Origin of the sequence: Mesorhizobium sp. WSM4989, assembly GCF_029625795.1 — a bacterium.
Lineage (GTDB): Bacteria > Pseudomonadota > Alphaproteobacteria > Rhizobiales > Rhizobiaceae > Mesorhizobium.
Genome location: NZ_JARTVN010000005.1, coordinates 76284 through 99274, shown reverse-complemented (window position 1 = coordinate 99274; position 22991 = coordinate 76284). Strand labels below are relative to the sequence as shown.

At 55.9% G+C, this 22991-nt stretch carries 14 protein-coding genes and 5 pseudogenes; 7 read left to right on the top strand and 12 right to left on the bottom strand.

What is annotated here, in order from left to right:
* Positions 1-183: 183 nt before the first annotated feature.
* The 5 genes from P9217_RS28805 to P9217_RS28785 form a co-directional block, all read right to left on the bottom strand.
* Entirely contained in the window at positions 184-426 is a 243-nt protein-coding gene (locus P9217_RS28805) for a hypothetical protein (protein WP_127273917.1), read from the bottom strand.
* A gap of 24 nt (positions 427-450) precedes the next feature.
* Positions 451-2229: an ABC transporter permease subunit gene (locus P9217_RS28800; RefSeq protein ID WP_063169314.1), complete on the bottom strand. Its 1779-nt coding sequence runs from the start codon at positions 2227-2229 to the stop codon at positions 451-453.
* 20 nt (positions 2230-2249) lie between these two features.
* The gene (locus P9217_RS28795; protein WP_224570037.1) at positions 2250-3338 is read right to left on the bottom strand and encodes an ABC transporter ATP-binding protein; all 1089 of its coding nucleotides are present in this window, start codon (positions 3336-3338) and stop codon (positions 2250-2252) included.
* Positions 3339-3528: 190 nt separating this feature from the next.
* Positions 3529-4635 carry an ABC transporter substrate-binding protein gene (locus tag P9217_RS28790; protein ID WP_063169315.1) on the bottom strand — a complete coding sequence of 369 codons (1107 nt, stop codon included), beginning with the start codon at positions 4633-4635 and terminating at the stop codon, positions 3529-3531.
* Between the two features lie 62 nt (positions 4636-4697).
* On the bottom strand, positions 4698-5861 hold the full coding sequence (locus P9217_RS28785; RefSeq protein ID WP_063169316.1) for a M20 aminoacylase family protein: 1164 nt from the start codon (positions 5859-5861) through the stop codon (positions 4698-4700).
* Between the two features lie 443 nt (positions 5862-6304).
* On the opposite strand from P9217_RS28785, the gene P9217_RS28780 reads away from it, so the two are divergent.
* Together P9217_RS28780 and P9217_RS28775 are read left to right on the top strand one after the other, a co-directional pair.
* Positions 6305-6475 (top strand): hypothetical protein, encoded by a 171-nt coding sequence (locus P9217_RS28780; protein ID WP_164548526.1) that lies wholly within the window; start codon positions 6305-6307, stop codon positions 6473-6475.
* A gap of 85 nt (positions 6476-6560) precedes the next feature.
* Positions 6561-7192: pseudogene (locus P9217_RS28775) on the top strand (IS5 family transposase).
* 2 nt (positions 7193-7194) lie between these two features.
* On the opposite strand, the gene P9217_RS28770 reads toward P9217_RS28775, so the two are convergent.
* Positions 7195-8370 carry a Xaa-Pro peptidase family protein gene (locus P9217_RS28770; protein WP_063169317.1) on the bottom strand — a complete coding sequence of 392 codons (1176 nt, stop codon included), beginning with the start codon at positions 8368-8370 and terminating at the stop codon, positions 7195-7197.
* A 258-nt stretch (positions 8371-8628) separates the two neighbouring features.
* Here P9217_RS28770 and P9217_RS28765 point away from each other — a divergent pair, with 258 nt between their 5' ends.
* Both P9217_RS28765 and P9217_RS28760 read left to right on the top strand, forming a co-directional pair.
* The gene (locus P9217_RS28765; protein ID WP_164548527.1) at positions 8629-8784 is read left to right on the top strand and encodes a hypothetical protein; all 156 of its coding nucleotides are present in this window, start codon (positions 8629-8631) and stop codon (positions 8782-8784) included.
* Positions 8785-8939: 155 nt separating this feature from the next.
* Positions 8940-10396, top strand: a pseudogene (locus P9217_RS28760) (MFS transporter).
* 830 nt (positions 10397-11226) lie between these two features.
* Here the strand turns inward: P9217_RS28760 and P9217_RS28755 are convergent.
* The 4 genes from P9217_RS28755 to P9217_RS28740 form a co-directional block, all read right to left on the bottom strand.
* Positions 11227-13566, bottom strand: a complete 2340-nt coding sequence (locus tag P9217_RS28755) for a penicillin acylase family protein (protein ID WP_063170375.1) — start codon at positions 13564-13566, stop codon at positions 11227-11229.
* A gap of 352 nt (positions 13567-13918) precedes the next feature.
* On the bottom strand, positions 13919-14662 hold the full coding sequence (locus P9217_RS28750; RefSeq protein WP_135921822.1) for an amino acid ABC transporter ATP-binding protein: 744 nt from the start codon (positions 14660-14662) through the stop codon (positions 13919-13921).
* A gap of 94 nt (positions 14663-14756) precedes the next feature.
* Positions 14757-15731, bottom strand: a complete 975-nt coding sequence (locus P9217_RS28745) for an amino acid ABC transporter permease (RefSeq protein WP_063170377.1) — start codon at positions 15729-15731, stop codon at positions 14757-14759.
* Positions 15732-15791: 60 nt separating this feature from the next.
* Positions 15792-16634, bottom strand: a complete 843-nt coding sequence (locus tag P9217_RS28740) for a transporter substrate-binding domain-containing protein (RefSeq protein ID WP_063169318.1) — start codon at positions 16632-16634, stop codon at positions 15792-15794.
* Between the two features lie 458 nt (positions 16635-17092).
* Between P9217_RS28740 and P9217_RS28735 the strand changes: the two are divergent.
* Both P9217_RS28735 and P9217_RS28730 read left to right on the top strand, forming a co-directional pair.
* Positions 17093-17470: pseudogene (locus P9217_RS28735) on the top strand (alanine dehydrogenase); the annotation flags it as partial.
* A gap of 354 nt (positions 17471-17824) precedes the next feature.
* The gene (locus P9217_RS28730; protein WP_063169320.1) at positions 17825-19042 is read left to right on the top strand and encodes a serine hydrolase; all 1218 of its coding nucleotides are present in this window, start codon (positions 17825-17827) and stop codon (positions 19040-19042) included.
* 505 nt (positions 19043-19547) lie between these two features.
* On the opposite strand, the pseudogene P9217_RS28725 reads toward P9217_RS28730, so the two are convergent.
* Positions 19548-19934 (bottom strand): annotated as a pseudogene (locus P9217_RS28725) (transposase); the annotation flags it as partial.
* Between the two features lie 269 nt (positions 19935-20203).
* On the bottom strand, positions 20204-21859 hold the full coding sequence (locus P9217_RS28720) for an MFS transporter (RefSeq protein ID WP_063169321.1): 1656 nt from the start codon (positions 21857-21859) through the stop codon (positions 20204-20206).
* Between the two features lie 581 nt (positions 21860-22440).
* On the opposite strand from P9217_RS28720, the pseudogene P9217_RS28715 reads away from it, so the two are divergent.
* Positions 22441-22607, top strand: a pseudogene (locus tag P9217_RS28715) (IS21 family transposase); the annotation flags it as partial.
* Between the last annotated feature and the right edge of the window lie 384 nt (positions 22608-22991).

The following is a 22991-nucleotide window of genomic DNA, read 5'->3' as shown; positions in this document are numbered from 1 at the left end:
TTCAGATGACCAGGGCTCGCTCTGCTGACCTGTCCCTTGGTTCGTCACCTTGATCCCGGTGCACTAAGGGAGGAGGAAGGTCAAAGTCGCGGTGGGTAGCCGATTTCAGAAATCGCGCGATCAGCCGGTTGACGTTGGCTAGCTGTTCGTTGTTCAGACGGGCGAAGGATCTGTGCGATCCGGTCAGCGCCGTTGACCTCGAATTCCATCCTGGCGCGCAGCAAGAGGATCGGCAGGTCTGAGCTTGCTGGCGAGCAAGGCCGGCCGATCCCAGACATAGTCCGAATCCTTGATCCGCATGTGCCAGATGATAATTGCAAGAGCTTTACTGGTTTCCGTTTTGGACCAGGTGGCCATTTTATCCGCCCGTTGAAGCCCCGAACAGATGCTTGTCGCCAGTCCGTAGGAATAGGTCGGACGCATCATCAGGAAGTGGATCTGCCACGCCAGTTAGGCAGCGGCTTCCTGTAATGTTCGCTGCATGCTCGGTCGAGAACGCCACCAGACGGCATAGAGGACAAGCATCCAGATTAAAGGCAGAAGCATCAAAAGAGAAGCGACTGCAGCAATCGTCGGGTCGATTTGGTGGCGGATATTCTCCAGCATCTTCAAGGGCAACGTCCGCACCGACAGACCGCCGACCAAAGACGTTATGACCGCTTCATCGAATGACTGGAGGAATGCGAACATGGCGCCGCCGATCACTCCCGGCCTGATTAACGGCAGTGTTACGCGAAAAAACGTTTGCAGTGGTCCGGCACGCATACTCTTGGCCGCCTGCTCTAACGTCCGATCGAAGTTGGCCAACGTCGCAGAAACGATCACCACCACAATTCCAACAGCGCCGATACTGTGAGCGAGGGCGATACCACCCTTTGTGCCGATTAGACCAATCTGGATGAGACCCAGATAAGTCGCGATACCGACCACGATAACTGGAAAGGTGATAGGCGTGATTATGATCATTGTCAGCACGCCGCGAAGTCTTGCGCTTATTCGGCTCAATCCGAAAGCAGCAAGTGTTCCCAATAGAGTAGAAATAACAGCTACCTCGACACCAATCTCGACGCTGGTCCAAGCTGCTCCGCTCCAAGATGCATCGCCGAAAAACGAGCGATACCATTGAAGCGACAGGCCCGAAGGCGGAAATTGCAAAAATGCCCCGGAACTGAACGACATGATGACAACGATTATCCCTGGGAATAAAAGAAAGGCCATCACCAAAACGATAAAAACGATCGCGACGACTTTAGGCCATCGCCTTTCCGCCCCAGGCACGTAGCGCCGTCCCGTCCACCGTTTGACACGATAGGGACGCAGAATTTCGCTGAAGTTTCGTTTGATAACAAGAACAATGGGTAGTCGGGACATCGAGCCCTTCGGAGCTCGAGTTTGGCTTTGCTCTTGTTTGCCGGAGAGGTCAAGCCCGACCATGGAAAGCACCACAATGGCAAACCCGAGAAGGATGAAGGACGCAGCGGCAATGCGCGGAATATCGAACGAGCTATTCACCTCGGCCGCAATGAAGGTTGAAAGCATGGCATCGCGCAATCCCCCAAGTGCCGCCGGCGTGATATAGAATCCTAGGCAGAACACAAAAACTAGGAGCGAGCCACTCCGTGCGCCTGGAATGCTAAGGGGGAGAAATACACGCCTGAAAGCGGTGAAAGGTCCCGCTCCCATACTGCGTGCAGCAGCCATCAAGGACCGATCGATCCCCATCATCGCACTAACCAAGGGAAGTATCATCATCGGCAGCATGATGTGGACCATGCCAATATAGACCGCGGTTCGGTTATAGATGAGTTGCAGAGGTCGATCGATCAATCCGACGTCCAGCAAGATGTTGTTGATGACCCCGCGATCCCCAAGAATAACAATCCATGCGTAGGTACGCGCCAGCCCACTGGTCAAATAGGGGATGATCACGAGAGCGATGAGCGTCATGCGCAGAGTCTTGGATGCCGTGACGATCAGATACGCGGTTGGATAGCCTACGATTAAGCAGATGGCAGTTGCGACCAGACTTATTTCTATCGTTTGAAAGAGCACCCGCACATTAGCTGGCTGGGCGAAAAACGCTCCGTAGTATTGGAACGAGAAATCGGGGGCATTGACACTGCTTAGGAAAAGCAAGGTTATAGGGGCACCGAAAACCACAAGCAAAAGCGCGAACGCGGGCGCGGTTAACCCAAGTGGCACCTTGGCCATTCTGCGCAAAAGCTTCATGGATATCCCTTATCAATCGCTTATGGCGAAACGAAGCGAATGTCTGACCGCAGCCACGTGAGGCAAACCTCCTCGCCTGGCTGGAAAACAGGTTGGTCTGCCGCGACATGTTCCCGGACGATGAGAACATTGTTGCCAACGCGAACATGGTATTTTCGCAGAGGGCCGGCAAAAATCATATCGTCGACCGCACCGGCAACATATTGCCGCTGGTCCGTTTGAGCCCACTCCGCAGTCTTCGGAAGTACACTGATGCGCTCTGGCCTTATCATCGCAACGGTGCCGATTTGCGGCGCGTTGCCCCCTCTGGCCAGCAACAAGGCATCCTCGAGAATGTTCGCCTCACCCAGAAATTTAGCGACAAAGCACGATGATGGCCGATCATAGAGGGCCTCTGGTGTATCGATTTGCTCGACACGTCCTGCGCGCATTACAACAATCCGGTCTGACAGAGTAAGCGCCTCCTCCTGGTCATGCGTAACGCACACCGTCGTGATACCGAACTCCTTGTGCAAGCTCTTCATCTCGATCTGCATCTGCTCACGCAGGTTACGGTCGAGTGCGCCAAGCGGTTCATCAAGTAATAGGAAGGGTGGATCGGCAATCAGCGCGCGGGCTAGCGCCACGCGCTGCTGCTGACCGCCACTCAATTGGGATGGCATGCGACCGCCGAATTCCCCTAGATGCACGCGCTCAAGCATACGGGCTACCCGAACCTTCCTCTGATCGGGAGCCATGCCCCGCATTTCGAGAGGGAATTCCAGGTTTCGAGCCACTGTGAGATGCGGGAACAGCGCATAGCTCTGGAACACAATTCCTTGATCGCGCCGGTAGGACGGGACCGAAGCCACTGAATGGCCGGCGATCATAATATCACCCGAACTCGGGGCCTCAAAGCCGGCCAAGAGCATCAGGGTAGTGGTCTTACCCGAGCCGCTCGGGCCGAGAATCGTCAAGAACTCGCCGCGACGCACGGTCAGCGACAGATCCCTGACCGCCGGAACACTCCCGTACATCTTGGTAACACTGCTGAACTGAATTTGTGGCACCGATTGGTTCACATCTGCAGCGTCAACTTCCGAACGGGGGGCGGTATTCATTGCGTGCATGTTCACTGTGGCTCCTCCACCATCGCTGGCGTGCATTAGCAGGCATTTGCCGTACCTTCTGCCGTCGTACCCGATGCCGTGAGCGGAGAGGCTAGTGGGCTACCCCGCTCCCCGTCACATTTTCAGCATCAGTTTCGACTTTAGCCCGGTATGGAGTTACCCCGACCGGACTTTCGCACTTCAACCAACCCTACTGCAGGATCCACTCATTCCACCGCTGGATAAGCATCTCAGTGTTGGAAACACCGCTGGGGCCTACCTCATTGTACCATTTGCCGTTGATGGAAACGCTGCTCTTGATGTAATCTGGGTGGGTAGGGAGCTTGCGCGCAACTTTCTCGGGAAGAAGTTTGAACGCATTGCCGTTGCTTGGTCCCTCAGGAAACAATTGGCAAAATGCTGCCTGACGTTCCGCGCGAGTGGCGAATTCGATAAACTTCTGCGCAGCCTTCGCGTTGGGTGAACCCTTTGGAATGACCCAATAATCCCACTGCAGCTTCGCCTGGTTTCGATTGATCTCCGTCGCGGCGCCCTGATCGATCAACAGTAGAGCTCTTCCGTCATACGATTGAGCGATGTCAACGACCTTATCATGCAACATCTGTTGAATCTCTGATCCGCTGCTCCACCACTTACGGATGTGCGGCTTTATTTTGTCCAAACTGGCAAACACCCGGTCGATATCCATCGGGTAGAGCTTATCGGGAGATACACCGTCCGCTAACAGGGCCTCTTCCCAGGGTCCTTCTGAACCAAACTGGCCGGACACCAAGGTGCGAACGCCGGGAAACTTATCAGCATCCCAGAATTCAGCCCAGTTTGTCGGCCGGGGTTTATCAGCTGGGAATACGTCTGTGCTATATACCATATTATATGAGTAAATCAAATTTGCCACGCCAAACGGTTGCTTGGCAAATTCATAAATTCCGTCTAGCTCTTCTTTCCTGAACAAGGAGTAATCAATTTCTTCAAGAATTCCTTTCTTAGCTGCGACCAAGCCGGACCCTTGCGTAAGCGCCCCGACATCTACCGTGACATTGCCCGATTTTACCATCAACTCGACCTGTCCCATACCCATGTCGTCGGTGATTGGGTTGACCTTGATACCGGTCTCAGCTTCAAATGGCTTAGCGTAAGCCTCAATGTTAGCCTTTCCCCAATCGCCGCCGCCTAGCACTACGTTGATCTGGTTGGGTGTTTGGGCCGCAACGCGGCCCGCAATTGAAGACAGAGCGCCAGCCGCCATGGCGGTCGATGTCGCCTGCAGCAATCGTCGGCGATTTATTTCGTATTTCATGTCGTTACCCTCTTCTTGTGATCTCAGCCTTGATTAGCCAAGGTTGTTTTGCTTGGACAATGTCATGGTGCTAGAGCAGCCTCGGCCAAGTTGACCCAGTATCCAATGCCGTATGGCAGTGCTTCATCGTTAAAGTCGTAGGTTGGATTATGGAGAGCAGCAGTCGATCCATTTCCAAGCAGTATACATGCCCCCGGCCGCGCCTCTAGCATGTACGCGAAGTCCTCTGACCCCAAACTAGGTTTGACTTTGGGGTTCACCGATGAATGGCCGACCAGAGCACGCGCCACCTCTGTTGCCCGACGCGTTTGATCGGGATGATTGACAGTGAGGGGCTCCAGGCGGCGATGCTGAAACTCGACCTTCGCCCCGGAAGCGCGTGCAATATTTTCCGCGCACGCCTCAATCTGTTTTTCAGCGAAGTCGCGCAAAATCGGTGACAGTGTCCTGACTGTTCCGGCAATCTCCGCGCGTTCGGGAATGATGTTGTAAGCTTGTCCGGCGTTCAGCTTTGTGACGGAGATCACCAGGGACTCGGTGGGGTCCGTGTTGCGTGAGACTAGTGTCTGCAAGCCTAAAATGATCTGAGCTGCAACAACGACGGGGTCAATTGTCAGATGGGGAGCGGCCGCGTGACCCCCTCTGCCTTTGACCACAATATCGAACTCGTCGAGCGCGGCAAAAATCGAACCTTCGCAAATGCCGAACGCACCAACCTCCATGCCTGGCCAATTGTGCATGCCAAAGACCTGAGATATCCCGAAACGGTCCATGATCCCCTCCTGGACCATTCTTTGGCCGCCGCGGCCATCTTCCTCGGCAGGTTGGAAGATCAGGGCAACGGACCCTTTGAAGTTCCGGGTCGCGGCGAGGTATTTCGCGGCGCCAAGGAGCATTGCAGTATGCCCGTCGTGACCACACGCGTGCATCTGTCCGGACCTTTTCGACGTCCAAGGTTTGCCTGAAGCTTCGAGTATAGGCAGAGCGTCCATGTCGGCCCGCAACCCGATAGTGGGCCCATCTCCGAGTTGACCTTGGATCAACGCAACCACGCCGGTTTCAGCTATCCTGCACTCGATGTGGTTAATCCCGAAGGAAGCCAGCTTTTCCGCCACAAATGCCGCTGTGTCATTCACCCGATAGTCAAGCTCCGGATTCTCGTGCAGGTACCGGCGCCAAGTCATCGCTTCGATCTCGATCTCCTTGAACCTGTCAACGCCAACCATAGGCACGTTCCCGCATTTGAGTAATTTGGATCAGGCGCCGGTGCGTAATTAATGATCGATGCCACCGGTGTTTTCGTCAAATGCAGTTTGGATATCGTAACCATCTAGAACCGAGATAGCCCCGCGTTCAGGCCTCGGTGTTGGCGCCGGCGACTGCGACCCGATAACAAGCCGTTTGCCCTCAAATGGATAAGCTTCGGCCTTAGAGGACCAGCTGCGAAGTGCTGGCAATCATAAACTCTGGCTCTGCTGGCAACGGCCAATGGCAAAGGTCTGAGTAGGAAGAGCTGTCACCATCGCGACACTCCTCCCCCTCCCACGACCTACTTTCCAGGACTGCATGCGCTTTGCCACTCAATCCGCAAACCGCAGACCCTAGGCGGCGTGGACAAATTCGATGTTAGCAGGGTCGCTTTCCTGCGATCGGGTTGTTAGCATTGGGAATGACACTGGAAGAAGAGAGCGAACGAGCTACGTCGATGCTGATTGGCAAGGTTGTTCGCCGTGTCATGCGCCACCGCGATGGAGAGGTGGTGATCGAGTTTGAGGATGGCAGCCGATTTTTCGCGGATAGCGACAGCCCTCTCGAACTGTCCATCACCTTGGCGGAATAGTATATCCGCCTTACGGAATTTCGGACGTCGATGCGATTGACGTAGCCCAAGAGGATTGATTCAAGGCTGCTTTTTGGAGGCAGGTTTGAGCAGGGGCGATCTCACCGAAGCAGAATGGCGTGTTCTCAAGGGCTTGCTGCCCATCGACCCTGACAAACGCGGCCGAGGTAGACCTCCCAAGCAGAATCGTTCGATCATCAACGGCATTCTCTGGCGGCTCCGCTGCGGCGCTCCATGGCGGGATGTCCCGCCCAAATACGGCAGTTGGAACACCATCTATCGTCGGTTCCGACGCTGGAGCGAGGCCGGGGTCTGGGAGACCGTGGCGGTAATGCTCGCCGAGGTCATGGCGGACAGCGGCCACTACAGCATCGACAGCACCACAGTTCGCGCCCATGTCTCGGCAGCGGGCGGAAAAGGGGGACTCGTGCACCGGACGCCTTCCTTGCGGACAAGGGCTACGATGCCGATACCATTCGCGCCGATCTCGCCGAGCGGAAGATTAAACCCGTCATACCCGGCCGATCAAACCGCCGCGTGAAGATCGAGTATGACCGGGCGCTCTACAAGCAGCGGAACCGAATCGAGCGCATGTTCGGCCACCTCAAAATCAACCGGGCCATTGCCACCCGCTACGATCAATTGGCCAATAGCTTCCTCGGAATGGTCTACCTAGCCACCGCCAGATACTGGCTCAAATTTGTCCACGCCGCCTAGCATCACGCCCGATAAAGTGTTGGCGGGATTTCGCTCAGGAGTTCCGCGCCGCGCTCTGTCACGAGCACGTGTGCGCCGGCACCAAATAGGTAGCCACTTTCGCTGCACAAAATGTTTGGCATGTGCAGGGTCATGCCAGCTCGGAGTGGTTCATTTACATCGGGCTCCAGGCTTAGGTCGCCGCGCTCAGTCCAATTGATGCCAGTTTGGTATCCTGTTCGTTGGCGGAAGACGCCCTTGCGTCCAGATCGCTTCAACACCTCGCCCCCAGCAGCGTGAACGTCCGCCGGCGTAGCACCTGGTCGAATCGAGGAGACAAGGGCCGCAATGACCTCTTCAGCCAAGCCGTGCAAAGATTCGGTTTCGGGATGTTTGCCAAGGACTGCGCATCGAACCATTCCCACTGTATACCCGTGTTTCGAAGCCCCTATCTCCAGAAAGGCAGGTTCGTTGTTGCTGAGAGGATGATGGGTCGCTGGCGCATGGGGCAACTTCACTCGCTCTCCAAACAAAATGGTACCCGGCGCAAGCCCGATATCCCCAGCGGCGTTGCTGGGGTCGTTTGTTACCGCCGCAGCTAGGGCCGCTGCCATTTCGATCTCCGTAATGCCGGGACGAAGCGATTGCTGAAAGGTTCGAATTGCCACGTCAGTGAGTCGAACAGCATCGCGCATACACGCCAACTCAAGTTCTCCTTTCACTGCTGACACTGACGAGACCAGTCGGGTGACGTCAGTAATCTTCAGATCCGGGAGCTGGTCTTGGACTGCGCGCACGTCGGCGGGCGCGAGATTCCAGCAGCCAAGCTCGAAACCGACTCGCTTATTGTCCAGTCCGAGTCGACGCAATACATCGGCGCAGACCCTGCCAAAATCAGGCTGATGTGTATAGGTTTCAATTTCCTCGATGCAGCTATATGAACGTACTGCCTGCTCGTCATATTCTCGGACAACAAATATCGGGACCCGACCCGGCATCAGAATAAGAGGGAAAGGCGCGAAATATCCACCGCTCCCATCGTAGCCGCTGAGATACTTCAAGTGGCCGTGCGCCGTTACTACGATTGCGTCCAAGCCTGCCGTAGCAACCGCATCCAGCACATTGTTTTGCCGGCGCTCATACTCTGATATCGGAAACGGTACACCAGTCAGAGGAATTGCGGAGCGTGTCGTCGCCATATCTCACCTCAATCAGTGTGTCGTGGTTTGGTTGCGCAAAACGCGCGATCGCGTCCATGTTCGAAATTGAACAAAAGCTTCGCCGGCTCATGCGGGGTGACAATCCCCTTTCCTGGCGGCTAGCGTCAAATGCTGTTTTTATATCGGCTGCATCTCGCAGCGAGATGCGCATAGTGCCTTCATCGGCCGCTCAATGCAGGCAACGCTGGTCTCCGACAGCTTTGTTCTCGCCAGAGGATCGCCGACAAAGGCGCCGAGTTGCTCGGCAAGCTCGTCAGCCTCGGCCAGAAGAACCATGCTGACGACCTTGAGCTTGGCAGCGAGTCGGCGCGCCTTCGCATTCTTGCCGGCGAAGCCGCCGACGCCGGGGGAACTGTGCCGGCGCCACGCAACAGCATGTTTGCACTGATGTAAGGCCGCTGCGACACCAGCGACGGCTCTCCGCCGCCACCTCCGCATCTCGCTACCAGATGACACTAATACAAAGACTGCATTTGGCGCATCCGACGTGTAAGAGGATCGTGTCGCGCGAAGTGGTTAAGCTTGGCGGAACCGAATCGGTCGGAGCAATGAGCAAAGCGGCGGGCGCAGATGCGGATGTAGTTTCGCCGAAGACGTTTGCGCCGCTCAGGAATACGACATTTCGCTCAATCTGGTTTAGCCTCTCAAGTCTCTTCCCTTGGCTGGCTGATGCAGACCGTTGCTATCAGCTGGCTAATGGCAACGGTTCCGACCTCCGATCTGATGGTTGCGCTCGAGCAGGCTTCGTCTAACCTGCCCGCTTTCATTTTGTCCATTTTCGCTAGGGGTTCTCGCCGACAACTTCAGCCGTCGAAGAGTCATGTTCGCCGGCCGATGCCTAATGGTAATAGCATCCGCGATGCTACGGCTTCAGTGGTGCTGGGCTTTATCGCCCCGTGGATGATCTTCGGCTTCAGCTTCTTGATCGCAAGTGGTGCCGCGCTCAACGATACCGCCTGGCAGGCTTCTGTTGGCGATATTGTGGACCGACGCGAAGTTCCCGCTGCCGTCACCCTCCTCTCCATTGGCTTCAACACTGCACGGACCGTGGGACCGGCGCTCGCGGCATCATGATTGCGTCGTTCGGACTTATGACGGCTTTCGCTATGTTTACACTCACCTATATGATCCCTTTGGTCACCATATGGCGATGCAAATGGAAGGTTCGCTCCTCACTTCTCCCACGTGAGTCAATGAGGACGGCCATCTATGACAGGCTGCGCTTCACAGCGATGTCATCGGAAATCAAGACGGCGATCGCCCGCGGAACCTTCTTTGGCCTGTCGGGCATCGCCATACTCGCACTGCTGCCATTGGTTGTCCGCGATCAGCTGGGCGAAGGACCGCTCGCCTATGGCACCATCATCGCCGGCTTCGGCACAGGCGCCGTCATGGCTGGCGTCGCCAACAGCCTATTAAGACGGAGCTTGTCAGAAGAGCAACTAATGACGCTGGCATGCGTCGCCTGTGCGGCGTGCTCCCTTTTTCTGGCACTGCCTCTTCCATTGCGAGCGGCGTCCTGTTTCCCCTTCGCGAGGGTCGCGAGGCCGAGCCCGACCCTTTGGAGGAATTCGACGCGCCGGCAGTCGCCCTCAGTCTCAAGCCGAGAAGCGGCCCCATCGTGGTCAAAGTCGAGTACCTCATACTCGTGGAAAATCTAGAAGAATTCCTCGCCATGCGCGGGTGCCGGCATGTACAGAGTCGCGTTGGTGCTCGGCACTGGACTCTCCAGCGCAACCTTCAGGAGCCTGTGCTATGGACGGAGACATTCCGTACGCCGACCTGGACCGACTACCTTCGCCTGAATCATCGCCTTACCGAGGCCGACAAGGAACTGGACGAGAGAATCATCCTCCTCCACAAAGGAAAGCATTCTCCACGAATAACATTGTCAATCGAGCGCCCCACGAGTGCTCCACGCAAGCCTGAGTCATCAACGCCTTTTTTCCCCCGCCATTCAACGAAACGGCCAGCGTGCCACCGCAGGCTGAATGAAGATACATAAGAAGGCACGTCAACTGCTAACCACATCGGGCGGGCAACAAGCATCGCCGCCTTCGGGTATATGACAGACAGAATGTAGCGGACTTGAAAAATGAAAGGCGCTCACCCACCGCCAACATTTCTCGGCTGGTTCCCGGCATTCAAGGTCCTGCGGCTATACGCGAAGGCGGCAAGCCGCGTTGAAGTCGTCGATATTCAGTCGCATCGAAGGACAATGACGTGTTGCCCTGATGCCACTCTCTGCGAGGTTAGCTTGTTTCTCGGATGAGGAGACAGACAATGGTCTGCCCCCTGAAAGGTCCTCCCTGAGGTATGTGTCCATTCTTGAACTCGGCTCGACAATGATAGCGAACCCTGTTGACCGTCGCACTGTCAGTCTCGAATCAAGTGCTCTCCTACAGCAGATGCGATTATCGCCAATGCGTACTGGTAGCGCCCGAAGCGCGCGTTATCGGCAGCCGCCGAGGGCCGTGATGCGGCCGCGATCGAGCCTTGTAGTAACAGACGCGCTCTCCGGTGGTCGGGCCAGCACCTTACCCCTCTTCCCTATGGCCCCAAGGCAGAGCAATTGCCAATGCGGGACATCCCGCTTCTAAGTCTCCTGCAACATTATTGGAGGCCGCGACGGCCCTGCTCGTGACGATCAGGGGTGGTCGCCGCACACCAGCGGGATCATTGCCCCACAAGCGCATCCAGATTCCGGCCGGGCGTTCCGCTGTCAATATCAAAGTCGGCCGGCGGGCGCTAAAGTGTCGATCCTCACCTTGCCGCCAGGTGAGTTCGACCGATATGTTCCTGCTACAATGGTAAGCGGCCTATACTGTCGCATCCTCAACAGTCAGCGGGAGACAGGACGACCCTATGTTCGAGCTCCCTCCGTATGGACTCCTCTGAATATAACAAGGGCTTGTATTCGCCCCGTTGCCAATCGTGATTGAGGTCACGATAATGACTTGAGATCGGAACACCCGACTGACCTGGATTGTTAATAAAGAGACTGTCATCCCATGACCCAACGTCCATGATTATCCGCACTGACGGTCCTTCTGAAACAGAGAATTGGCCGCTTCGGTAACTCGAAAAATTGAGCGTTGAGCTACTTCCGCCGAGGGCTATGGCGCCCAACGACCATTGTTCAGACGTCAGTGCCTGCAGAGGGTGGCGCAAATCAAGCTTATGTATACTGCCCCATGCCCATGAGGCAGAATCGTCGCCAAATCGACATATGCATTCACTCCAGGCAGAAGTTAGGGATTCCATTATGGAATGCTTCAACTTTTCACTAGGCTCTGCCTGTTCGAGCCAAGAGGCTATGGCCGAAGGCTGTAAAGGCACGAGCAGTGCCAACACTTCATCGTCAGCGCTTTCTAAGCGAGCTACTGTCGGGCCAAGGTGTTTGCTAAGCCAAATCTCAAAGAACGCGGCGGCTGGCGAACTCGCATCCAAATGCCGGTCCCAGTTAGAAAATAAGTGCAACGCAGGCATGTTTGCAACCGAACCGAGAAGAGTGTCTAGTTTCGCAAGAATACGAACTGCTATCGGCGAATACACCGAACATTGCAGCGACATGCAGTCCCGCAACGAGATCTTCTCTGATCGTGAGAGAGTTGTATGAAGGGTATCATGTCTGCTGCTGTCAGACCACTCGTAGCCAAAAGCAGGATGCGATCTACTCCATTCCTCCGGAACATTCATTGCGTTGGCAGTGGCGACAAAACCTTTGGCGGGGTTCATCTCGAACGGCCCATCGTCCGGTGACAAATACCCTTCCCATTCGAACCGACCGTCTCCTGGAACCGGAAGCAGGCCGTCCCAATTTCTTCGGACCGGAGCCGCACCTGACGGTTTCCACGCAATTACATTCGACGTGTCCGCATAGATGTGATTAACTGAAGGACAACCCCAGTTTGCTAGACTGGAGGTGTATTCTGAAAATGTCTTAGAGCGCATTACGGCCAAGCTGGCCATGTAAGGTGCCATGCCGGGATCCATCCATACGGTTCTCAGTGCGAAGGCGCGGTCTTTTTCAGCATTTTGGTTTAAAATGGGTCCATGGCGTGTGAACTGAAGCTTTACCTCCTGGTCGGTGTGGGCGCGAACTGGAATTTTCTCGTGTATAGTCTTCACCTGCTCCCAGGCCCCTTTATATAAGTATTTATTTCCCTCACTCTTGGTTTCGTAAACATAAATATCTTCTTGGTCAGCGCCGAAAATAGTCAGACCAAAGGCGGCTGTCCCGTTGTGACCCATGGAGATTCCTGGGATCATAGGCTCTCCAGCGCCAATTACATCGAGCCCGGGCATACTCAGGTGTACAAGATACCTGATGGACGGAAGGACGTGCTTGCGATGCGGGTCTAGAGCAAGGATTGGTCGCTCCGTTGTGGTTTTTGTTGCGGATATGGCCCAGTTGTTTGAGCCCTCTTGGAACACCGTCTGCATGATCTCATCACTCGGTGTTACGCGGGTCCAACGGTCAGCTTCCTGAAGACTTGCTGCAAGTCTTTCCCTCGAGAATGAGACGGGACAGATTGCCAAGCGAAAATCCTGCAGTACTCGATCTGTCATAAAGGCGAGGTCAAGGCCCTCCGCTGGTCGTGGCGCTATCGGAGGTGACAATTCTTGTCTCAACCTGTCGAGGCGGGTACCTCGTTCCACACCTGCCAATGCCATCACCCTGCAGCGCAGAAGCTCCGAAATCGCATTTCGGGTTAGTGAGTGCGTTCGCACGCGAACGACGTCTTCGGGTTTCCAATAGTCGGGAGTGTGACCGAGGAGGCCAAACTCGGGTGGCAAGGCAATCAAACCGTCATGGCAACTGTCTACGTAGGAATTGATCCCCTCGGCAAACGCTGAGCATATCTCTTCGGAATCCGGGCCGTACGCCTGCCATTCTGCACTCATGGCTCCGCGAAATAAAAAGAGACGCGCCGCCCGATCCTGCTCCAAATATCCGGGGCCAAAGTCTCGTGACAGGAGACCGAGACCTCGTTTGCGCGCAATATCAATTTGCCAGAGGCGGTCTCGAGCTGCATTCCAACCCTGCGCGAAAAATAGGTCGTGCAAGTTCTGAGCCTTGATATGAGGAACCCCCCATTTATCAATGTCGATCGTGACCTCACTCTTAAGCTTGTCGGAGCTGTGGCGGTCGAAGGTTATGTTCTTTAACATGTGTTGATCCGTTTGGTTCACCCAAAGATGGTCGGGAATCTGCCAGAGGACGACGTCTGCAGATTGTGGTCGGTTGCGGGCAGAGGGTTGAGGCCGCACTCTTGCAACCTGATCATGTGTGGCGAGCCAATCCTCAGCGCGCCTGGACGCGAACTGGCACGGTGGGCTGCGCACAAGCTCAGCGGGATCCTACTCTCGCGCTTCCGGGAACGAGGCGCTTGCCGAGAACGCTCTGATGTATGTCAGCCAATACGTACGAATACAATATCCGCACATGTTGTCTCGCTGGCCTGAGGCAACGCATTCGATACACAGTAACTCGGTCGAACGGCCTCGTTGAAGGATGGCTCCCTCAATGCGACAAGATCTGGCTGAGAAACAATTTCGTTCTTTCGTGCTGCGGGTTTCTGAAGAAGTCGTGCGGTGTACCCTCTTCGACGATCTCACCTCGATCCATGAAGATTACTCGATCGGCCACGGCGCGCGCAAAGCCCATCTCGTGGGTGACGCATACCATGGTCATGCCGTCGCGTGCGAGTCCGGTCACAGTCTCGAGCACTTCAGCGACCATCTCTGGATCGAGCGAGGAGGTCGGCTCATCGAAGAGCATGACTGCAGGCTCCATACAGAGGGACCGGGCAATTGCGACGCGCTGCTGCTGTCCCCCGGAGAGCTGAGCCGGATATTTGTTCGCCTGTTCGGGAATGCGCACGCGCTCTAGGAATTTAAGCGCGATCTTTCTAGCCTCACCCTCTGGAACGCCCTTTATCCACATCGGCGCCGCCATACAGTTCATCAGCACGGTCATGTGCGGGAAAAGATTAAAGTGCTGAAAAACCATGCCGACGCTTTTGCGAACTTCAGCTACGTTGCGCATTTTGTTATGTAACCTAATCCCAGTGACGGTAATCTCGCCATCCTGGTGCGCTTCGAGCCGATTGACGCAACGGATCAGCGTCGACTTTCCCGAGCCTGAGGGCCCACAGATGACGATACGTTCGCCCTTGCGGACGGTTAGGTTGATGTCAGTTAGTGCTCTGAAGGCACCATACCATTTGGATACATTCTTAGCTTCGATGACTTCGTCGCTCAATATTGCATCTCTCTTGTTCATTGGCGCATCTGTAAGTGCCTTGAAAATGGCCGAACCAACTTAGACGTCTTTTTTAGCTTGACCAATGAATTCACGATCATCGCTTCTTACTTCTGGCAAAATGGTCCTCGATCCGGGATTGGACCAGTTCCAGGCAGGCGGATAAAATCCAATAAATCATTGCCGCTGTTACTAGCATCTCCATAGTATGGAAGGTTGGCTGGCCGAGTGAGTGAGCTAGATACGTCAGCTCCCAAACGCCAAGAACCGAAACGAGAGAGCTGTCTTTGAGCATTGAGATGAACGTGTTTCCCATCGGGGGAATGATAACCGGAAGCGCTTGCGGCAGAATGATTCTGCGCATTGTGAGCGCAAAGCCGAAACCTAATGACCGGGATGCCTCCCACTGGCCGCGATCGATGCTGGCTATGCCCGAACGGAAGATCTCCGTCATGTAGGCACCACTGCATAGCGAAAGCGCCAACACGCCTGCAGGCACGGCATTAATAACGTAACCTACCTGGGGCAAGCCCATGTAGATCAGATAAACCTGCATGAGAAGCGGCAGACCCCGGAAGCATGAAGTGTAGAAGCTGACTATCGCGTAAGCCATGCCGTTGCTTGACAGTTTCGCAATCGCGCCGATTATTGCGATAGCCGACGCAAATAGCAGTGACATCGCTGATACGTAAACTGTAGTAACTACCCCCTGCGTAATTAGAAATGGCAGGTTTGCCCAAATAAATGGCATGCTTAAGTCAAATGCCGCGAAGAGCGAAAGGAACAGTAGCACCAACTCAAACCATACGATCCCGATTTGGATTTTGAGCGGGACAAAACCAATCAGCACGAGGTTGAGGCAGAACATTGCGGCAATTACAAAAGCGATCGCAATGCGACTGTAAAACTTCACTTGTGCGTGATCGCCAATCACGGGCCGTAGGAGTTCGCCCATCGTGGTGCCCGCTACGTTGAAGATAAGAAAAACCGCGAGCACAATTGCAAATATGCAGCCGATAAACCATGGCTTGTGGACGAGCACCTCAGATTCAACTGTATCGTGGTAAAGCATAAGCATTTTCTTCCTAAGAAGAGGCGCCCCCGGGAAGGGGACGCCCACGATTGTGTCATGTTATTTATCGACGCTGAAATCCCCCCCGAACCACTTGACCGAGAGTTTAGCAAGAGTGCCGTCATCCTTCATCTTCTTGACCGCGGCAGCGACCTTGTCGATAAACTCCTTATCGCCACGCTCGATTGTGACAGCGCCCGGGGCGTAGAATAAGGGATCGCCAATAACCTTCAATGGATAGCCAGATTTGATTGCCGCAGCCGCCGTCGTTCCTTCAGTAATGACGCCATCGAGACGAACACCATCGCCGAGGCGCAGGTCGTCAAGCGTAAGAGAGTTAGCACTTGGATAAGCCTTCACTTGGCCCGCTGTAAATTGATATTGTATTGGCTTAGCGCCGATCCATGCCGGTGTGAGCTTGTGATTGGCATACAAATCGCCAAGAGTTCCCGCTCGGACGCCGACGATCTTGCCCTCCAGGTCGGAAGGCTTCGTCGCTTTGCTATCCTTGTGAACGACAGCGACTTCGCCTTCGTAGAAGTACATGGCCGGGAAGGCGAATTTTTTGGCGCGATCGTTGGTCGGCGTCATTTGACCCATGGCCATGTCCCAACGCCCCCCCCACTGGCCTGCCTGAATGATATCCCAGCCCGGGGTCACGAATTTGATCTTCACGCCCAAGTAGTCCGCAATGCCCTTCGCGACCTCTACATCATCACCGTCGAGTTCATGTTGGTCGTTCAAGTGAGACAAGGCTCCCCAGTCGGACCCGACCGCTACCGTCAATGTCTGTGCCGCGAGCACACGATCAAGGACTTCGCCGGCGCAAGCCTTGGCTGACAAAGACATCGACGCAACCGCCATGGAGACTGCAACTACGACCGTCGTTACATGATTGTTCATCTATAGTTCCCTTTTTTCTCGTTCTTATTTTCTTGAAAGCTACCTTCGTCGCCACCGAGAGGAGTGTCTTAGCGGTGCGCCATTGCTCCCTGCTGATTGGACCCATCCCGGTCCGTCATTTAACGAACGACACCTTATCGCTCTGCATTGTTGGCATTCAGCGAAATCGAGTTCGATGATGCAGGTTTCCTGCGAACTACCCTTGGCTTTCGCCGGATCGCTCTGGCGATTTCACAAAGCACGGATACCCTGGCCTCAGAGAGGTCGGCGAACTCGCCAACTCGCTGGACTCCGAAGGCTGCAGATTGCATCGCCACAAGACGTCTTGTTTGGAAGGATCTAAACTGGACTGGCGCGTTGAATTACACCTTGCAGGGCTGACTCTGGTCACGTGGGAACTGCGGTCCAAGCCCCTCTCTCTCCCTAATCTCGACCTCCCTAATCTCGACCTCCCTAATCTCGACGACCTCTTCGCCGGCCGTGTGCGCACCCGCTACTCAACCGTCGGGGCGCTCGAGGAAGAATGCTTCTCTGCCGACATCGTGGTCGGGGCCGTGCTGATCGCCGGTGCTGCCGCGCCAAAGCTCGTCACCCGCGAAATGATGTCCGGCATGAAGAAGGGCTCGGAGCTGGTCGACGTCGCTATTGACCAGGGCGGTTGCTTCGAGACGTCGCATGCGACGACTCAAGCCGAGCCCACCTACGAAGGCGACGGCGTTATCCACTATCGCGTCGCCAACATGCAGAGTCGCCCATGCCATTTCGCGATTTCTTGCCTTGCGAGTTCGCACGTATCCCTCTGGGTCAACATCGTTGATAGACCAGAGAATTTTTGACTCATCGTAGCTCGGACAGCGGAGACGCGTTACAATTGTCAACCCGTTCGGACCCGGTTTAATCGAGATGTACTCGGCATACTGCGCATGATGGCTCATGCCTCTTGTAGCTGGAAGCGTTCGGCAAGTTAGGTCCTACTTGCCACGCGAGAGCGGGGCCGCAAGTATGCGCCGGCCGCAATACAACGCTGATTTGCTGCGTTGTCGAGGACATTTCGCATAGAATGCGCGCCTGCCGCTGCTATGATCATAACATGTTGTGATTTAGTCCAGTCCGAACTCCCGAGGTTGGGTCGCAACTCTCGATAGCCAGCTGGCGCCGGGGGCGCCTAGGCATGAAATTGGATCCCATGTATGACAGAATTCAAACAACGGCAAACCGTCGGTAACGCGTCGGAGAGCGTACTCGAATTCGACGGACAGCAATACCTGGACGGCCGTGCATCGGATCCTCGCGAATTTGGCTGGATGCGCGGTGCGCCGCCGCCGCCAGACAAGCGTGTAACATTCGAGAATGAAACTGTTTGGACCTTTCCTCAGCTTCGCTGGTCGCTATCGCATATGCGTGAGCTGCGGCCCACAGTCCAAGTGTGGCGAGGGCGGGGCGGACCGTCGCAGCTTGAGTGCAGCAACAGGTCTACCGAAATCGATGGGCTCACGTTCGTCGACATGGACGACCGCACCAACCGGTTCGAGGAGGCGCTATTCGACACCTACACCGACGGCATTTTGGTCCTGCATCGGGGGCGGATCATATACGAACGATACTTCGGCGCACTCGCGCCGCACGTACAACATTCGTGTCAGTCAATCACCAAATCGTATGCGGGCACCCTAGCCGCGGCGTTGGTGCATGAGGGCATTCTCGACGACAGGAAGACAATATCGCAGTTTGTGCCGGAATTACGAGGTACAGGGTGGGAAGATGCAACGCTCCGCCAAGTCATGGACATGCAAACTAACGTTGCTTTTACTGAAGATTACACAAGTGTAGACAAGTCATATAGATGCGAATACCTGCGTACCATACGAAAGGAAGGGGCGCACGGCAAATTTGTCTACAAAGGCGTCGATACCAATGTTATGGCTTGGGTTATGTCGCGCGCAACGGGCCGGTCGTTCGCACAACTGTTGGAGGAGCGCTTATGGTTGCCACTGGGCTGCGAAGAAGACGCCTATGTCGAGATCGACCCGACAAACGGTATGCCGAGGGCGCATAGCGGACTCAATGTGACGTTGCGCGACTTGGCGCGTTTCGGCGAGCTGATGCGATGTGAAGGCTCGTGTAATGGCAAGCAACTGGTTCCCGCGAGTGTTGTCTACGACCTTCAAGATCTCGACCACCCCGCCAAGCCGGACCTCCCATTCGGCTATACATACCGAAGCCAATGGTGGGTATCACACGACGAGCTTGATGCTATTGAAGGTCGGGGCCTTTACGGCCAGAACCTGTACATAGCGCCAAAGGCGGAGATGGTGATTGCGCGCTTCGGGTCGCACCCCGCTTGCGACCACATTGATCGGATTAGAAGGCCGCAGATGCAGGCATTGGGGAGGATGCTCCGCGCGTAACTTGATGCACTAGACGGTCACCGCGCTTGTTTAGGAATTTCCTGCAAATTCGCGGTTGAAGAACTGGGGCGCCTACGCCGAATTCCTGCGTTCGGCTAGGGGGCAATTGGCGCAAAAGGCCTGTAGACGCTGCTACGCTTATGAAGTAAATACCAGAAGCCTCGCTTCCCATATGCATAATGCAGACCGATCTGGCTCGCTTTTGCTGAGGAAACAATGATCACCGAACATTGCATATTGATTGGGGCCGTCGCGACTTTGTATTGCGAGAATGGAACCGGTGGACCTATTGTATTCTTGCATGGTGCCGCTTTCGGGCTTATCCGTCAGCTTGACCTGAAACAAAACCCAACCCAAACATCAACGAGACCCAGGATCAGACCGAAAAATGGCCGCCTTCAAATCGGAATGCTGGCCGGAATGAAATCGGAATGACTGGCCGGCTTCAAATCGGAATCGGTGGCCGGCTTCATCGGAATACGCAGGCAATGGTATCGGCATCAGTGGCAGCGCTCTTGCGCTGCTTCTGGACGGTGAGATCGGCGGTTACCTGGGAAAGCCGGGCGACCAGCGCCTTGAGCCGCTGCTGGGCCGCGCTCGGCGGCAGCGTCGGCTGCAGCCGTTTGACCTCGCTATAGCGGGCGATGACGGCGGCGTCGATCCTGTCGGTCTTCTCCAGGAAGCCCATCGCCTCGGCGAATCAGCGTACGCTCCTCGCATTGGCCATGCCGCAGGCTACTCCCAACTCCCACGACAGCAGGAAGGGAAGCCGTTCGTAGCCGCCACTGGCCTCCATGACGACGAGCTCGACACCATTGACCTAACACCAGGCAGCAAGCTCGGCTATGCCTGCCGCATCGTTGCGAAAGCGGCCCGCCGCTCCGCTCGGCACGACATGGGTATCGAGCCAGTCTTTCGAAACATCCACTCCACAGATAGTCTTGTTCACGGTAACCTGCCTTGTGCGTGCGATTGGAGCCAAGCGACTATTCGGTCGTACGTGACGAAGGCGAAGATCCCAGGCTCACCCACGGTTGTGGCCGGAGGGGTGTCGGGCGACTTCGCCTTGCTTCGAACCGGATGGCCATCCGGTTCGAGGCTCAGTCGCTTCCATCGCACAAAGTCCTCTGCGTGCAGATACAAGGGGTTAACCTCGAAGAGTCAGTGTCGGAGAAAATAACGTGCTGATTCATCGGACTTTAGGGCCGAGCTTGTTGGTCGCTCGATAAAAAGCATGATTTTAGGCGGAAGCTGTCCTGCATGCAATTTCAGCACTTGTTTACCCAATTCCTTGTCTGCTTCCGTGAGACGATGGTTCAGGCGAAGGTAGTCGGTCCAGGTCGGCGTGCGGAATGTCTCTATCCATTGCATAGGCTCCTGAAGGTTGCGCTGGAGAGTCCAATGACGAGCGCCGACGCGACTGTGCACATGCCGGCGCGCCCGCATGAGTTCCAGGAATGCTTCGCGATTTTCCTCGGGCACTAGGTACTCGACTTTGACCACGATGGGACCGCTTCTTGGCTTGAGATTGAGGGCGACTGCCGGTGCGTCGAAGTCCTCCAAAGCATCTGGATCGGATTCGCGGCGCTCGCGAAGGGGAAACAGGAGGCCCGTGGCGGCGACCAGCAGAAGGGCTCCAGCGGAGCCCTCCAGTGCCAAGGTCAGTGAATGGTTCTGGGCCACCGTGCCCCACACCCAACTGCCCGCTGCGATGCCGCCATCGATCAATGCATAGTAAATCGAGATGGTGCGCCCCACGACCCAGCGCGGGCTTGCCAGTTGCACGGTCACGCCGACCCCGGACCAGGCGGTGACCCAGCCCGCGCCACCCATGGCGAGTGCAATTGCCGCCACTGCAATCGAAGAAGTCAGCGCAAGCGAAAGGGAGCATGCCGCGCAGGCGACGCATGCGAGCGTCATCAGCCGCTCTTGTGACAAGCTCCGTCTGAACACGCTGTTCGAGATGCCGGCGAAGACGGCGCCTGTCCCGAATCCGGCCATGAGCGTGCCATAGGCGAGCGGTCCGCCTCCCAGCTGGTCGCGGACAACCAGCGGCAGCAGCGCGAGAATGGCGATGCTCGCCAGACCAAAGAGGGTTCCGCGAGTGATCGCCGTCTTAATCTCCGACGACATCGCCGTGAAGCGTAGCCCGTCATAGATCGCCGTCCTCATCGACTCACGTGGGAGAGGTGATGAGCGAACCATCCACTTGCAGCGCCATATGGTTACCAAAGGGACCAGATAGGTAAGACTGGTTACGGCGAAAGCCGTCATCAGCCCAAAAGAGGCAACTACTATGCCACCGAGCGCCGGGCCTACGGTCCGAACAGTGTTGAAGCCAACGGAGAGGAGCGTGACGGCGGCGGGAACGTCGCGTCGGTTCACCATATCGCCAACCGAGGCCTGCCAGGCTGGATCGTGGAGAGCGCCGCCGCATGCGATCAAGAAGCTGAAGCCGAGGATCATCCACGGATCGACAAAGCCCAGCACCACAAAAGCCGTCAGCATCGCAGATGCCAATACCATAAGGCACCGGCCGGCGAACATGACCCGGCGCCGGCTGAAATTATCAGCCAAGGCCCCGGCGAAGACGGATAAGATGAACGCTGGCAGGTTTGAAGAAGCCTGAACCAGCGCGACCATCAGATCGGAAGTCGAAATCGTAGCCATCAGCCAGCTGATGGCAACAGTCTGCATCAACCAGCCGAGCGAGCTGACCTGCGTGGCGAACCAGATTGAACGAAAGCTCGGATTTCTGAGGGGCGCAAATGCTCCTGGCGAATTTGGATCGGCGACTTGGTCCGCAAGACTGCTCATCAATCTAACTCTTGCCTATGAGCCAGTTTTACATTGCTCCGACAGCCAGCAGCCGCCCAACCCGTTGAAGGTCCGAATCGGCCAATGTGCGCAAATAGTTACAACGCCCGGCAGGAGATTGAACTCGCTGCCGGGCCGATGCGCCTTGGGAGGAGGCGTAGTTGGAACCTTTGTGAAGACTTGGAACCAGCCGCATCAGGCCAGCCTACACTTACAATATGAGGATCAGACCACTCCAGGATTTTAGTGCATTGAATGGGTACTCTTCCAGCAATCCTCGCCAACAAATGCAGGAGATCGGCGTCGAGCTCCTAAATCTGCATAATATCGGTGATTCGCGGGCGAGCAGTGCAGTGGGCACATTCTCCAAGCTAAACGCTGAACGGGCTTTTTGCTTCTCAAATCGCCATAACAGGGAGAGATGGGCAAATACTACTTCAATATGCTCCCAAGGACGCTGAGTTGACTGCAGCCTCAGCAGAGCTCTCCGCGTGCCTTTTTGCGGCTCCCCGCGGTGCTCGCGCCCGCCGCGCCTGCAAAGGCTTTCCTCAACAGTCGTTCAGTTCGAGCAGCCTTTGCCAACTCTGACTCAAAAGCTGCCCGACTGGATTGACGGCCTCAGCTTCTTCGGCGGGTCACTGAGGCGATCCGTCTGCTACAACCTGGTGTGGCCAAGGCGCTGTGGTTCGCGCCGACGCTGAACGCGACCGTTGCGACAATGACCGAGCAGTACGACACTGCCATATTGATCGCTGGGAAGCGCGCGAAGGGTAAATTCAACTTGCCCACCACCGCGATCAAATGTGCGCCGGGTAATGGCGCCGCTAACAGGATCGACCACCGGAACCGGTTACCGGCAGAGTCGGTCTGCATCCGGGAATTGCAGGGCCATCCTGTGTATAGGCTTAAATTGCGCTATTCTTCTCTACTGTGACAGGCGGGAGCCGCCGTCGACGGGGATCACTGCGCCCGAGACGTAGAACGCGTCGTCCGAAGCAGGAAGGCGATCACCGCCGCCTGCTCCTCCGGCGAGGAGACGCGCTCGAGCGGATTGGCGCGACCATCAGGCGTTGGTAGCTGCGTACGTGCAGCGCTCGAGTCATGTCGGTGGGGACCACGCCGGGCGCCACCG